The sequence below is a fragment of the Prosthecomicrobium pneumaticum genome (genome assembly GCF_014199915.1).
Taxonomy (GTDB): Bacteria; Pseudomonadota; Alphaproteobacteria; order Rhizobiales; family Kaistiaceae; genus Prosthecomicrobium; species Prosthecomicrobium pneumaticum.
The window spans coordinates 77,008-89,045 of record NZ_JACHOO010000007.1 but is presented as its reverse complement, the minus strand read 5'-3'; the positions used below and the strand labels follow the sequence as shown (position 1 = coordinate 89,045).

Sequence of the window (12,038 nt, the reverse complement as noted above, 5' to 3'; positions counted from 1 at the left end):
CGGCGAGAAGGAGGAAACGCTCGATGTCTCAACTCTACCGTGCGGCACTGGCGGTCTTCGCCGCGGTGATCGCCTTCTCTGCGGCTGTCGCGCAGGAGCGTGTCGTGCCGCGGACGGAGGAGGCGATCCGCTATTCCTTCGCGCCGATCGTCAAGCAGGTCTCGCCCGCCGTCGTCAACGTCTACGCCTCGCGCACCGTGCGGCAGCGCAACTCGCCCTTCATGGACGATCCGTTCTTCCGGCGCTTCTTCGGTCTCGACGATGCGCCCGCCGCGCCGCGCTCGCGCGTCCAGCAATCGCTCGGCTCGGGCGTGATCGTCGATCCCTCGGGCATCATCGTGACCAACAACCACGTCATCGAGAACGCCGACGAGGTGAAGGTCGCGCTGTCCGACCGGCGCGAACTCGAATGCGAGATCGTGCTGAAGGACGAGCGCACCGACCTCGCCATCCTGCGGATCAAGGAGAAGGGCACCTATCCGACGCTCGCCTTCGCCGATTCCGACGCGCTCGAAGTGGGCGACATCGTGCTCGCCATCGGCAACCCGTTCGGCGTCGGCCAGACGGTGACGAGCGGCATCGTCTCGGCGCTCGCCCGCACCCAGGTCGGCGTCAGCGACTACCAGTTCTTCATCCAGACCGACGCTGCGATCAATCCCGGCAATTCCGGCGGCGCGCTGATCGATGTCGACGGCCGCCTGGTCGGCATCAACACGGCGATCTATTCGCGCAGCGGCGGCTCGATGGGCATCGGCTTCGCCATCCCCGCCAACCTCGTCCGGGTGGTGGCCGATGCGGCGAAGTCGGGTGGTGCGGTCAAGCGCCCCTGGATCGGCGCCGACTTCCAGGCGCTGAACGGCGAACTCGCCGAGGGGCTCGGCCTCGACCGGCCGCGCGGCGCGCTCGTCACGGCGCTCGTTCCGGGTGGTCCGGCGGAGCGGGCGGGCCTCGCCGCCGGCGATGTCGTGGTGGCGGTCGACGGGCTCGACGTCGATGACCCGAACGCGCTCAACTATCGCCTCGCGACGCGCGGCGTCGGCGGTGCGGCGGAGCTGCGCTATCTGCGCAAGGGCCGCGAACGCACCGCGACGCTCGCCCTCGAAGCGGCGCCCGAGACCGTGCCGCGCGACGAGCGCACGATCGATGGCGGCTCCCCCTTTGCCGGCCTCACAGTGGTCAACCTGTCACCCGCCGTGACGGAGGAACTCGGCTATCGCGGCCGGCAGACCAGCGGTGCGCTCGTCACGGCGGTCGCCGACGGCTCGAACGCCGCCGATGTCGGCTTCCGCCCCGGCGATGTGCTGGTCGAGATCAACCGCCAGCCCGTCGAGACGACGGCGGCACTCGCGCAGATCGCCCGCCAGCGAATCGGTCTGTGGCGCGTCTCGATCGAGCGCGGCGGCCGCATAGTCCGGTCGGTGATCGGCGGCTAGCGGTGGCGAACCTCTTCGAGGCCGCGGGCATGGAGAAGGCGGCGCCGCGGCCGCTCGCCGACCGCATGCGGCCGGAGAAGCTCGCCGATGTCGTCGGGCAGGACCATCTCGTCGGCCCCGACGGCGCGCTCGGCCGCATGCTGCGCTCGGGCTCGCTCGGCTCGATGATCTTCTGGGGGCCGCCCGGCACCGGCAAGACCACCGTCGCGCGCCTGCTCGCCCGCGAGACGGACCTGCATTTCGAGCAGATCTCGGCGATCTTCTCGGGTGTCGCGGAACTGAAGAAGGTGTTCGAGCAGGCGCGTGGCCGGCGGGCGATCGGCCAGGGCACGCTGCTCTTCGTCGACGAGATCCACCGCTTCAACCGGGCGCAGCAGGACAGCTTCCTGCCCGTTATGGAGGACGGCACGGTGACGCTCGTCGGCGCGACGACCGAGAACCCGTCCTTCGAGCTCAATGCCGCGCTGCTGTCGCGCGCCCGCGTGCTGGTCTTCCAGCCGCTCGGCGAGGCGGCGATCGCCCAGCTTCTCGCGCGCGCCGAGGCGATCGAGGGCCGGCCGCTGCCGCTCGACGAGACGGCGCGCGCCGCGCTGGTTCGGATGGCCGACGGCGACGGCCGTGCCGCGCTGACGCTCGCCGAGGAGGTCTGGCGCGCGGCGCGGGCGGACGAGGTGTTCGACGCCGCGGCGCTGCAGGCGATCGTGCAGCGGCGCGCGCCGATCTACGACAAGAGCCAGGACGGCCACTACAATCTGATCTCGGCGCTGCACAAGAGCGTGCGCGGCTCCGACCCCGATGCGGCGCTCTATTATCTCTGCCGCATGCTCGACGCCGGCGAGGACCCGCTCTATCTCGGCCGCCGGCTTGTCCGGATGGCGGTCGAGGACATCGGCCTCGCCGACCCGCAGGCGCTCGGCATCGCCAATGCCGCGAAGGACGCCTATGACTATCTCGGCAGTCCGGAAGGGGAGCTCGCGCTCGCGCAGGCCGCCGTCTATCTCGCCACCGCGCCGAAATCGAACGCGCTCTATACCGCCTACAAGGCCGCGATGGCGACCGCCAAGTCGGCCGGCTCCCTCGTGCCGCCGAAGACCATCCTCAACGCGCCGACCAAGCTCATGAAGGGCGAGGGCTATGGTGCGGGCTATCGCTACGATCACGACGAGCCCGACGCCTTTTCCGGCCAGAACTATTTTCCCGAGGCGCTCGGCCGGCAGAGCTTCTATGCTCCCGCCGAGCGCGGCTTCGAGCGCGAGATCCGCAAGCGGATGGATTATTGGGCGAAGCTCAGGAAGGAGCGGGGAGAGCCCTGAAGGTTCGCGAGCCGCCTGCCGCTTGCTGTTCCGGTGGCCGAGTGCTTACCTCGAGCGAGGAGCGCAGGCCGACAAGGAGGGCGCAGCATGACGACCGTCACCATCGAGAAGGCGAAGGCCGACCTCGCCGCGCTGATCGAGACCGTGCGCGCCGGCGGCGAGGTGGTGATCGCGAAGGGAAGCGAGCCCGTCGCGAGGCTCGTGCCGATCCCTGAATCGGCGGCCGAACCGCTCACAGATGATCGGCCGCGGCGGCGGCCCGGACGTCTGAAAGGCCTCATCCATCTGGACGATTCCTTCTTTGATCCGCTTCCGGATGACGAACTCAGAGCCTGGAACGATCCGGATTGAGACTGCTGCTCGACACGCACGCGTTGATCTGGTGGCTCGAGGACAGTGAGCGACTGTCCCTTCGGGCCGAGGCGGCGATCGGCGACCCGGAGAATACGGTGTTCGTGAGTGCCGCGACGGCTTGGGAGATGACGACCAAGGTGCGAAGGGGCAAACTGCCTTCCGTCGCGTCCGTCGTCGGGCGGCTGGCGGAAGAGATCCAAGCGGAAGGCTTCGAGCTGCTTCCGATCAGCTTCGAACACGGCCGCCGTGCCGGCTCGATGCCCGGCGAGCACAGGGATCCGTTCGACCGCATGCTGATCGCGCAGGCGCTCGCCGAGGAGATGGTGCTCGTGTCCAACGAAACGGTCTTCGACGCCTTCGGTGTGTCGCGGCTATGGTGAGCGCTCAGCCGGCGCCGAGCCGCGCGATGATGCCTTCGGCCGCCCAGAGGCCCGAGGCGAACGACGCCTGCAGCAGATAGCCGCCGGTCGGCGCCTCCCAGTCGAGCATTTCCCCGGCGACGAAGGTGCCCGGGAGGGCGGTGAGCATGAGCCGCCCGTCCACCGCCTCCCGGGCGATGCCGCCGGCAGTCGAGATCGCCCGCTCGATCGGTGCGACGCCCGTGAGGCGAAACGGCGCCGCCTTGACGAGCGCCGCGAGCGCGTCGGCCGATTTCGGCGGCGTGTTGCCTGCCGCCTCGCGCAGCAGCCCCACCGAAACCGGCGCGAGATGCGCGGCTTTGCGCAGCCGGTTGGAGAGCGATTCGGCCGCCGGCCGGGCGGCGAGGCGCGTGACGAGCGTTTCCAACGGGAGATCGGGCGCGAGATCGAGCGTCAGCGTCGCGGTCCTCCCGGTCTCGACGGCGTCGCGGAGCGCCGGGAAGAGCGTATAGATCGTGCCGCCTTCGAGGCCCGTCGCGGTAACCACCGCCTCGCCGCGGAGCCGCCGCCCGACATGGAGGAAGGCGGCGGATTTCACGGGCGCGCCGGCGAAGCGCTCGGCGAAGGTCGTGCTCCAGTCGATGCGGACGCCGGCATTGGCGGGCCGGAGCCGCGCGATCGCGACGCCGCGTTCCGCGAGCAGGGGCGCCCAGCCGCCGTCCGAGCCGAGCCGGGGCCAGCTCGCCCCGCCGAGCGCAAGCAGCGTCGCATCGGCGGCGACCGCTTCTGTCGTGCCGTCGGGCCCGCGAAAGAGCAGGGCGCCCGTCTCGTCCCAGCCGAGGAACGTCCGCCGTGTCGCGATTCCGACTCCGAGACCGCCGAGCCGGGCGAGCCAGGCGCGCAGCAGCGGCGAGGCCTTCATCGCCTTCGGGAACACCCGGCCGCTCGATCCGACGAAGGTCTCGGCGCCGAGCCCGTCCGCCCAGGCGCGCAGCGCGTCGGGCGGAAATGCCGCGATCATCGGCTCGAGCCAGCCCCGCGCCGCGCCATAGCGGCCGAGAAAGGCATCGAGCGGCTCGGAATGGGTGAGGTTGAGCCCGCCGCGTCCGGCCATCAGGAACTTCCGTCCGGCGGACGGCATGCGGTCGTAGACGGTGACCGCATGACCCGCCATGGCGAGCCGCTCCGCGGCGGCGAGGCCGGCCGGTCCGGCGCCGACGATCGCGACGGTGCGGCGAGGGGCGGGATGCGGGGGTGCGATCATCGGCAGCGGTCGATTTCGGTCCTGTGGGGCGGCGAGCGGTATAGGATGTCGTCGCCTCCCTGTCTTCCCCGCTCGTCGTTTCCGAGAGCCGCCATGCCCTTCCTCATCGTCTTCCTCGGCGCCGGCATCGGCGGCGCTGCCCGTCACGGCGTCAACACGCTGGCGATGCGTCTCGCCGGGCCGGACTTCCCCTTCGGCACGATGGTGATCAACCTTCTCGGCTGTTTCCTGATGGGGCTGCTCGCCGGCTGGCTGGCGCTGAAGGCCGGTGAGGGCTGGACGCAAGGGGCCCGTCTCTTCCTCGCCACCGGCGTGCTCGGCGGCTTCACCACCTTCTCCGCCTTCTCGCTCGATGTCGCGGTACTTCTCGAACGCGGCGCGGCACCTTCTGCGATCCTCTATGTTCTCGTCTCGGTGCTCGGGGCCATCGCGGCGGTGTTTCTGGGCCTTGCCCTCGTAAGGACGCTCGCCTGATGCTATGACGCCGGCCCGAAGAGGATGAAAAATCGATGGCGGGTGTCGTCACGCGTGTGGTGAAGCCGGACGAGGCCGGGATGCGGCTCGACCGATGGTTCAAGCAGCACTATCCGGGCCTTTCTTTCGGTCATCTGCAGAAGCTGCTGCGTTCCGGCCAGGTTCGCGTCGATGGTGCGCGGGCGAAGACGAGCGATCGCGTCGACCCCGGCATGGCGATCCGCATTCCCCCGCTCGGCACGGACGAGGCGGGCAACAGCGCCTATGAGGCGAAGCCGGGCGCGATCGCGCCCGGCGGCGCGGAAAAGGCGCTGCGCGACATGATCCTGCACGAGGACGAGCACGTCTTCGTCTTCAACAAACCGCCCGGCCTCGCCGTGCAGGGCGGCTCCGGCCTCTCGACCCATATCGACGGCATGCTCGAGGTCTTCCGCGACCGGAAGGGCCAGAAGCCGCGGCTGGTCCACCGGCTCGACCGCGACACCTCCGGCGTGCTCGTCGTCGCCCGTACCCGGCTCGCGGCTTCGAAGCTCGCCGGCGCCTTCCGGGCGCGCACCACGCGCAAGGTCTATTGGGCGCTGGTCAAGGGCGTCCCGAAGCCCCGGCAGGGCCGCATTTCGACCTGGCTCGCCAAGGAGGGCGGTCCCGGCGACGAGCGGATGAAGGTGGCGAAGCACGGCGAGGAGGATGCCAGCCACGCCGTCTCGCTCTACAGCGTCGTCGACCAGGCGGGCCAGAATCTCGCCTGGCTGACCATGCGGCCCGTCACCGGCCGGACGCACCAGTTGCGCGCCCATGCCGCCCATATCGGCCATCCGATCATCGGCGATCCGAAATATTTCGAGGCCGATTCGAACTGGACCTTTCCGGGCGGCATGCAGCAGAAACTCCATTTGCACGCCCGCCGCATCGTCATCCCGCACCCCGCCGGCGGCATTCTCGATGTCACCGCGCCTCTGCCGCCCCATATGAAGCAGAGCTGGAATCTGCTCGGTTTCGACGCGACCATGGGCGACGAGGCCGACGAGGCGGTGGAGGACGAATGAAGGCGGACGAGGTCGACTGGTTCGAAACCCCTTCGGCGACGGGCAATCCCGTCGAGACTGCGCGCAAGCTCGCTGCGCCGGCCAGGCCGAAGCGGTTCTATGAGCGAGCGGCCTATGAACCGGCTCCGGAAGGTTTCGTGCTGACGCTCGACGGCCGCCGGGCGCGCACCCCGGCCCGCGCGCCGCTCGCCGTCGCGAAGGCCCGCATCGCCGAAGCGCTCGCCGCGGAATGGAACGCGCAAGGCGCCGAGATCGACCCGGCCGCGATGCCGCTCACCCGTCTCGTCAATTCCGCGCTGGACGGCGTCGCGCGCGAGATGGCGGCCGTGCGGGCGGAGATCGTGCGCTATGCGGGTTCGGACCTCCTCTGCTACCGGGCCGATGGGCCGCAGCGCCTCGCCGAGCTGCAGACCGAGCACTGGGACCCGCCGCTCGCCTTCCTGCGCGAGCGGTTCGGCCTGCGCTTCGTGCTCGCCGGCGGCGTGGTGCATGTCGCGCAGCCCGACGAGACGGCGCCGCTGTTCGACCGGGCGCTCGGCGATCCCGATCCGCTCGCACTCGCCGCGCTCTCCTCGATCACGACGCTGACCGGCTCGGCGGCTCTGGCGCTCGCGCTCGTCCATGGCGGGCTGAGCGCCGATGCGGCCTGGACGGCAGCGCATGTCGACGAGGACTATCAGGCGAGCCTGTGGGGGGGCGATGAAGAGGCGTCCGCTCGCCGCGCCGCTCGCCGGCGCGAGTTCGACGCCGCCGCCTTCGTTCTCGGCGCCGGCGGCTGAACCGGCCGCGGCCGTTTTATCCGTCGAAGGAAGCGTCGCCGCCATCTCCGCCCGGTGCTATCAATCGGTCATGAGACGGTGCGGGACCGGGGTATGAAACACATTCTGGAGGAGCTCGAGGCGCGCCGCGCCCGGGCACGGCTCGGCGGCGGCGAGGCTCGCATCGCCGCGCAGCACATGAAGGCGAAGCTGACGGCGCGCGAGCGCATCGCCGTGCTGCTCGACGAGGACTCGTTCGAGGAGTTCGACATGTTCGTCGAGCACCGGGCGACCGATTTCGGCATGGCGAAGACGCGGATCGCCGGCGACGGCGTCGTCACCGGCTGGGGCACGGTGAACGGCCGGGTCGTCTATGTCTTCGCCAAGGATTTCACGGTGTTCGGCGGCTCCCTCTCCGAGACGCACGCCCAGAAGATCACCAAGATCCAGGACATGGCGCTGAAGAACGGCGCCCCGATCATCGGCCTGTTCGATGCCGGCGGCGCGCGCATCCAGGAGGGCGTCGCGGCGCTCGCCGGCTATGGCGAGGTGTTCCAGCGCAACGTGCTCGCCTCGGGCGTGATCCCGCAGGTCTCCGTCATCATGGGACCCTGCGCCGGCGGCGACGTCTACTCGCCGGCGATGACCGACTTCATCTTCATGGTGCGCGACACGAGCTACATGTTCGTCACCGGGCCGGACGTGGTGAAGACGGTGACGAATGAGAGCGTCACGGCCGAAGAGCTCGGCGGAGCCAAGGTGCACACGACGCGCTCCTCGATCGCCGACGGCGCCTTCGACGACGATGTCGAGGCGCTGATCGAGATGCGCCGGCTGATCGACTTCCTGCCCGCGAACAACCGCGCGCCGCTGCCCGAGATCGAGAGCGTCGATCCGGCCGACCGCGCCGAGCCCTCGCTCGACACGCTGGTGCCCGACAATCCGAACAAGCCCTATGACGTCAAGGAGCTGATCGGAAAGACCGTCGACGAGGGCGACTTCTTCGAGATCCAGGCGGCCTTCGCCCGGAACATCGTCACCGGCTTCGGCCGCATGGAGGGGCGCACGGTCGGCATCGTCGCCAACCAGCCGATGGTGCTCGCCGGCGTGCTCGATGCCGATGCGAGCCGCAAGGCCGCGCGCTTCGTCCGCTTCTGCGACGCCTTCTCGATCCCGATCGTCACCTTCGTCGACGTGCCGGGCTTCCTCCCGGGGACCGCGCAGGAATATGGCGGCCTGATCAAGCACGGGGCGAAGCTCCTCTTCGCCTATGGCGAGGCGACGGTGCCGAAGATCACGGTGATCACCCGCAAGGCCTATGGCGGCGCCTATGACGTGATGGCCTCGAAGCACCTGCGCGGCGACGTCATCTATGCCTGGCCGACGGCGCAGATCGCCGTGATGGGCGCGAAGGGCGCCGTCGAGATCATCTTCCGCGCCGAGAACGGCGACAGGGAGAAGCTCGCCGAGCGGACGAAGGAGTATGAGGACCGCTTCCTGTCACCCTTCGTCGCCGCCGAGCGCGGCTATATCGACGAGGTGATCATGCCGCATTCGACCCGCCGCCGGATCGCCCGGGCGCTCCGTCTGCTGCGCAACAAGCAGCTCGAGAACCCGTGGAAGAAGCACGACAACATTCCACTCTAGGCGATTGAGGAAGAAAGAGAAATCGATCTCTCCTAAAGCTCTTTCTGAAGCTTGTGGATACCCTCGGTATCGATGACGGCGCGCCAATCGGCGACGGTGCGGCCGGCGATGACGAGGTCGGGCGCGATCTCCGCGAGCGGCACGAGCACGAAGGCGCGCTCGGTGAGCCGGGGATGCGGAATGTGGAGGTCGGGCGCTTCGACCGTCCTGTCCCCATAGGCGAGCACGTCGATGTCGAGCGTGCGCGGCCCCCAGCGCACCCGCCGCTCGCGGCCGTGCGCCCGCTCGATCGCGAGGCAGAGTTCGAGCAGGGCGCGGGGCGGCAGCGTCGTCTCGATCGCGATGCAGGCGTTGAGATAAGACCCTTGCGGCACCGGACCCCAGGGCGGCGTCTCGTAGAGCGAGGAGACGCGGGTGACCGAAACACCGGGCGCGCGCCGGAGATCGCCGACGGCGGCCGACAGCGCCGCCGCACGATCGCCGAGATTGCTGCCGAGGCCGAGATGGGCCGCGGTCGGAACGGCCTCATCCATGGCGGGCGCGTTCGATCTCGACGGCGACGGAGCCGACCGCGATCGCGACCGGCGCCTCGGGCTTGGTGACCCGCACGGTGACGCGCGCCACCCGCTCATAGCCGTCGAGAATCTCCTGCGCGATCGCGCCGGCGAGCGCCTCGATCAGCCGGAAGCGGCGGCCGGTCGTGATCCGCTCGGCGAGCTTGATGATCTCGGCATAGCTGACCGTGTCGTCGACCGCGTCGCTGCCGGCCGCGTCGGCGAGATCGATCTCGAGCACGAGGTCGACGCGGAAGCGCTGGCCGAGCGTCTCCTCCTCGGGATAGACGCCGTGAAAGGCGAAGAAGCGAAGGTCCGAGATCAGGATCCGGTCGGTCATCTGTGCTCCTGCGCGGCGAGAACGGCGTCGGCGACGGAGAGCGCCTGCCGATGCGCCGCGACGTCGTGCACCCTAACGATCGAAGCTCCCTTCGTCGCTGCGACGACATGGGCGCCGACCGAACCCATGGTGCGCTCCTTCGGCGGCTTTCCGGTCAGCTCGCCGATGAAGCGCTTGCGCGAGGCGCCGACCAGCACCGGAAAGCCGAGCGCGACGATCCGGTCGAGATGCGCGAGGAGGGCGAGGTTCTCGGCGCCGGTCTTGTTGAAGCCCAGTCCGGGATCGAGCACGATTCGATCGTCGGGAACTCCGGCCCGGCGGGCGATGGCGAGCGAACGCTCGAAGAAGCGGAGCACGGCGTCGAGGATGGTGGCGGGCGTGCGCGCCTCCCGCTCCCAATGGCTCGCGACCACCGCCGCGCCGTGCGCCGCCGCGATTGGGGCGATCTCGGGCTCGCGTTGCAACCCCCAGACATCGTTGATGATCCGCGCCCCGGCGGCGAGCGCCGCCTCCGCGACCGCAGCCTTGTAGGTATCGACCGAGAGGGTCACCGCGGTCCGCCGGGCGAGCCCTGCGATGACCGGCAGGATGCGGCGGCATTCGGTCTCGGCGTCGACCTCGGTGGCCCCCGGCCGCGTCGATTCCCCGCCGACGTCGAGAATGTCTGCGCCTTCCGCGGCGAGCGCCACCCCGTGCGCGATCGCCGCCTCGGCGTCGGCAAAGTCGCCGCCGTCGGAAAAGCTGTCCGGCGTGACGTTGACCACGCCCATCACGAGCGTCCGGCCGGTGGCGCGGCGGTGGAACTGGTCGAGCATGACGGCTAGAGGAGCCTCGTGATGATCCCGATCTCGGCCGCTAGGGCGGCGAGCCGCTTGTCGGCTGTGACGAGGCCGGCGTTTTCTCTCCGGCAGAGCGAGAGATAAAGGCAGTCGTAGATCGGATGGCCGACGCTCAGGGCAAGCTTCAACGCATCCGCGCCGAGCTCCGCAGAAGGCACCAGCACATCGAAAGCGCTCGCTGCTCGCTCGAGCAAACCCGCCTCGAAGCCGGAGGGTATGTCGCCTCTTCGAATACGCTTCCAGATCGCGCTGCCGATTTCCGCGATGATCAGATCGGGCGCGAGCAGTTCGTCTGGTTCATGCAGGATGGCTTCAGCCTCGCGCCAACCGTCTTCCGGCACATACCAGCGGATCGCGACGGAGGCATCAACGATAAGGCTCATCCTTGTCACGATCCTCCCGGATCAACTCCACCGAACTGCCCTTTACCCGTCCGATGCGCTCCCGGATCTCGCGTGCTTCTTCGATGCGTTCTGCGCGTGTAGGCCGCGCATCGGCGATAATGAGGTCACGAATCTTCTGCTCGAGCGACGTGCTCTCGCGCCGCGCCCGCGCCTTCATGCGCGCGATCACGGCGTCATCCAGGTTTCTGACTAGGATCTGTCCCATATGAACCTCGACGCTATCATGATGATAGCGTCGAGGTCGGATTTCGGCAATGAGTGTGTTACCGGATCCCCGCGTCGATCAGGTCGACGAGACCGTCGATCGTCTCCGGGGTCACGACGCCGGCGCCGGTGTTGAGGCTGAGGCCGGGCATCTTGTATTTCGCGGTCATCACGCACTGCACGACCGGCATGAAGCCCTGCAGATAGAGCAGCTGGTCGAGCGTCGCGCTGACATAGCCGGACTTCAGGCCGTCGATCGTCGCCGGGCCGAGATCGATGCCGCCGACGATGATGTCGCCCGGCTGCTTGCCGGCCTTTTTCAGCACCTCGCCCATGATGCCGGTGATGCCGCCGTGCTGGGTGCCGATCGCCTTCAGATTCGGATGGCTCTGCACATAGGCGGCGAGCACGGGCACGCCGAGCGTCGTGTCGGAATTGACCTCCTGCGTGATCTCGAGCCGGTCGACCTTGAGGCCGGCCTTTTCGAGCGTGTCCGCGAGGCCCTTTTCCGACTGGCCGCGCTCGGCCTGGCTGAACACGCCATAGACCATCGCCTCGTCGCCCGCCTTGAGCCCCTTGGCGATCATCGCCTCCGCCGTCAGCGTGCCGCCGGCATAGAGATCGACACCGGCATAGCCGAGGCCGTGCGCACCGAATTCCTGCTGCAGGTCGGTCATCGGCGAATTGCCGACGGTGACGACGATGCCCTGGTCGACGGCACCCTTGACGAGATCATGGAAGGCGGCGCTGCCGGGATGGCCCATGATCTCGATACAGGCGGGCTTGGCGGCGACCGCCTCCTTGAACTGGTTGATCATGGTTTCCGGCGCCCAGGCGGAGAACTGCTCGCGCAGATCGACGCCGAGCGCCTTCGCGGCCTGCGCCGCGCCGGTCTGCCGGGCGAGCGTCGCGCCGTCGCCGGCATTGCCGCCCATCTGCATATACATCACGAGGCCCGCGCCCGGCGCGTCCTGCGCGAGCGCCGGCGCCGCGCCGAGGCCGAGCGCAATGGCGGCGGCACCCACTCCCAACACCTGCTTCATCCGCAT

The 12,038-nt window shown here is 69.1% G+C and carries 15 protein-coding genes; 8 read left to right on the top strand and 7 right to left on the bottom strand.

The window, feature by feature from the left end:
• Positions 1-23: 23 nt before the first annotated feature.
• The 4 genes from GGQ63_RS16310 to GGQ63_RS16295 all read left to right on the top strand — a co-directional run bounded on the left by GGQ63_RS16310 (position 24) and on the right by GGQ63_RS16295 (position 3,480).
• On the top strand, positions 24-1,433 hold the full coding sequence (locus GGQ63_RS16310; RefSeq protein ID WP_183857675.1) for a DegQ family serine endoprotease: 1,410 nt from the start codon (positions 24-26) through the stop codon (positions 1,431-1,433).
• Between the two features lie 29 nt (positions 1,434-1,462).
• Positions 1,463-2,746 (top strand): replication-associated recombination protein A, encoded by a 1,284-nt coding sequence (locus GGQ63_RS16305; RefSeq protein ID WP_183857791.1) that lies wholly within the window; start codon positions 1,463-1,465, stop codon positions 2,744-2,746.
• 87 nt (positions 2,747-2,833) lie between these two features.
• Positions 2,834-3,097: a type II toxin-antitoxin system Phd/YefM family antitoxin gene (locus GGQ63_RS16300; RefSeq protein ID WP_183857674.1), complete on the top strand. Its 264-nt coding sequence runs from the start codon at positions 2,834-2,836 to the stop codon at positions 3,095-3,097.
• Positions 3,094-3,480 carry a type II toxin-antitoxin system VapC family toxin gene (locus GGQ63_RS16295; protein ID WP_183857673.1) on the top strand — a complete coding sequence of 129 codons (387 nt, stop codon included), beginning with the start codon at positions 3,094-3,096 and terminating at the stop codon, positions 3,478-3,480. Before GGQ63_RS16300 ends, GGQ63_RS16295 begins: the two co-directional genes overlap by 4 nt.
• Before the next feature lie 4 nt (positions 3,481-3,484).
• On the opposite strand, the gene GGQ63_RS16290 is transcribed toward GGQ63_RS16295, so the two are convergent.
• A complete protein-coding gene (locus GGQ63_RS16290) occupies positions 3,485-4,723 on the bottom strand; it encodes a TIGR03862 family flavoprotein (RefSeq protein ID WP_183857672.1) in 1,239 nt (412 codons plus the stop codon).
• 93 nt (positions 4,724-4,816) lie between these two features.
• On the opposite strand from GGQ63_RS16290, the gene crcB reads away from it, so the two are divergent.
• The 4 genes from crcB to GGQ63_RS16270 all read left to right on the top strand — a co-directional run bounded on the left by crcB (position 4,817) and on the right by GGQ63_RS16270 (position 8,648).
• The gene (gene crcB / locus GGQ63_RS16285; RefSeq protein WP_183857671.1) at positions 4,817-5,197 is read left to right on the top strand and encodes a fluoride efflux transporter CrcB; all 381 of its coding nucleotides are present in this window, start codon (positions 4,817-4,819) and stop codon (positions 5,195-5,197) included.
• 35 nt (positions 5,198-5,232) lie between these two features.
• Positions 5,233-6,243: an RluA family pseudouridine synthase gene (locus tag GGQ63_RS16280; protein ID WP_183857670.1), complete on the top strand. Its 1,011-nt coding sequence runs from the start codon at positions 5,233-5,235 to the stop codon at positions 6,241-6,243.
• A complete protein-coding gene (locus tag GGQ63_RS16275) occupies positions 6,240-7,022 on the top strand; it encodes an ATP12 family chaperone protein (RefSeq protein ID WP_183857669.1) in 783 nt (260 codons plus the stop codon). Before GGQ63_RS16280 ends, GGQ63_RS16275 begins: the two co-directional genes overlap by 4 nt.
• 93 nt (positions 7,023-7,115) lie before the next feature.
• Positions 7,116-8,648 carry an acyl-CoA carboxylase subunit beta gene (locus GGQ63_RS16270; protein WP_183857668.1) on the top strand — a complete coding sequence of 511 codons (1,533 nt, stop codon included), beginning with the start codon at positions 7,116-7,118 and terminating at the stop codon, positions 8,646-8,648.
• 32 nt (positions 8,649-8,680) lie between these two features.
• Here GGQ63_RS16270 and folK read toward each other — a convergent pair whose 3' ends face one another.
• The 6 genes from folK to GGQ63_RS16240 are packed head-to-tail and all read right to left on the bottom strand — an operon-like array spanning position 8,681 to position 12,038.
• Positions 8,681-9,181, bottom strand: a complete 501-nt coding sequence (gene folK, locus GGQ63_RS16265; protein ID WP_183857667.1) for a 2-amino-4-hydroxy-6-hydroxymethyldihydropteridine diphosphokinase — start codon at positions 9,179-9,181, stop codon at positions 8,681-8,683.
• A complete protein-coding gene (folB, locus tag GGQ63_RS16260) occupies positions 9,174-9,542 on the bottom strand; it encodes a dihydroneopterin aldolase (RefSeq protein ID WP_183857666.1) in 369 nt (122 codons plus the stop codon). Before folB ends, folK begins: the two co-directional genes overlap by 8 nt.
• Entirely contained in the window at positions 9,539-10,357 is an 819-nt protein-coding gene (gene folP, locus GGQ63_RS16255) for a dihydropteroate synthase (protein WP_183857665.1), read from the bottom strand. Before folP ends, folB begins: the two co-directional genes overlap by 4 nt.
• A 5-nt stretch (positions 10,358-10,362) precedes the next feature.
• A complete protein-coding gene (locus GGQ63_RS16250; protein ID WP_183857664.1) occupies positions 10,363-10,764 on the bottom strand; it encodes a type II toxin-antitoxin system VapC family toxin in 402 nt (133 codons plus the stop codon).
• Positions 10,748-10,990, bottom strand: a complete 243-nt coding sequence (locus tag GGQ63_RS16245) for a FitA-like ribbon-helix-helix domain-containing protein (protein ID WP_425502083.1) — start codon at positions 10,988-10,990, stop codon at positions 10,748-10,750. Before GGQ63_RS16245 ends, GGQ63_RS16250 begins: the two co-directional genes overlap by 17 nt.
• 58 nt (positions 10,991-11,048) lie before the next feature.
• Complete coding sequence (locus GGQ63_RS16240) at positions 11,049-12,038, bottom strand: substrate-binding domain-containing protein (RefSeq protein ID WP_183857662.1); 990 nt, start codon at positions 12,036-12,038, stop codon at positions 11,049-11,051.

Bases quoted from the DNA above. Each gene is read 5' to 3' on its own strand.
- GGQ63_RS16310 (WP_183857675.1), top strand. From the start codon at position 24: ATGTCTCAACTCTACCGTGCGGCACTGGCGGTCTTCGCCGCGGTGATC.
- GGQ63_RS16305 (WP_183857791.1), top strand. From the start codon at position 1,463: ATGGAGAAGGCGGCGCCGCGGCCGCTCGCCGACCGCATGCGGCCGGAG.
- GGQ63_RS16300 (WP_183857674.1), top strand. From the start codon at position 2,834: ATGACGACCGTCACCATCGAGAAGGCGAAGGCCGACCTCGCCGCGCTG.
- GGQ63_RS16290 (WP_183857672.1), bottom strand. From the start codon at position 4,723: ATGATCGCACCCCCGCATCCCGCCCCTCGCCGCACCGTCGCGATCGTC.
- crcB (WP_183857671.1), top strand. From the start codon at position 4,817: ATGCCCTTCCTCATCGTCTTCCTCGGCGCCGGCATCGGCGGCGCTGCC.
- GGQ63_RS16280 (WP_183857670.1), top strand. From the start codon at position 5,233: ATGGCGGGTGTCGTCACGCGTGTGGTGAAGCCGGACGAGGCCGGGATG.
- GGQ63_RS16275 (WP_183857669.1), top strand. From the start codon at position 6,240: ATGAAGGCGGACGAGGTCGACTGGTTCGAAACCCCTTCGGCGACGGGC.
- GGQ63_RS16270 (WP_183857668.1), top strand. From the start codon at position 7,116: ATGAAACACATTCTGGAGGAGCTCGAGGCGCGCCGCGCCCGGGCACGG.
- folK (WP_183857667.1), bottom strand. From the start codon at position 9,181: ATGGATGAGGCCGTTCCGACCGCGGCCCATCTCGGCCTCGGCAGCAAT.
- folB (WP_183857666.1), bottom strand. From the start codon at position 9,542: ATGACCGACCGGATCCTGATCTCGGACCTTCGCTTCTTCGCCTTTCAC.
- folP (WP_183857665.1), bottom strand. From the start codon at position 10,357: ATGCTCGACCAGTTCCACCGCCGCGCCACCGGCCGGACGCTCGTGATG.
- GGQ63_RS16250 (WP_183857664.1), bottom strand. From the start codon at position 10,764: ATGAGCCTTATCGTTGATGCCTCCGTCGCGATCCGCTGGTATGTGCCG.
- GGQ63_RS16245 (WP_425502083.1), bottom strand. From the start codon at position 10,990: ATGGGACAGATCCTAGTCAGAAACCTGGATGACGCCGTGATCGCGCGC.
- GGQ63_RS16240 (WP_183857662.1), bottom strand. From the start codon at position 12,038: ATGCGGATGAAGCAGGTGTTGGGAGTGGGTGCCGCCGCCATTGCGCTC.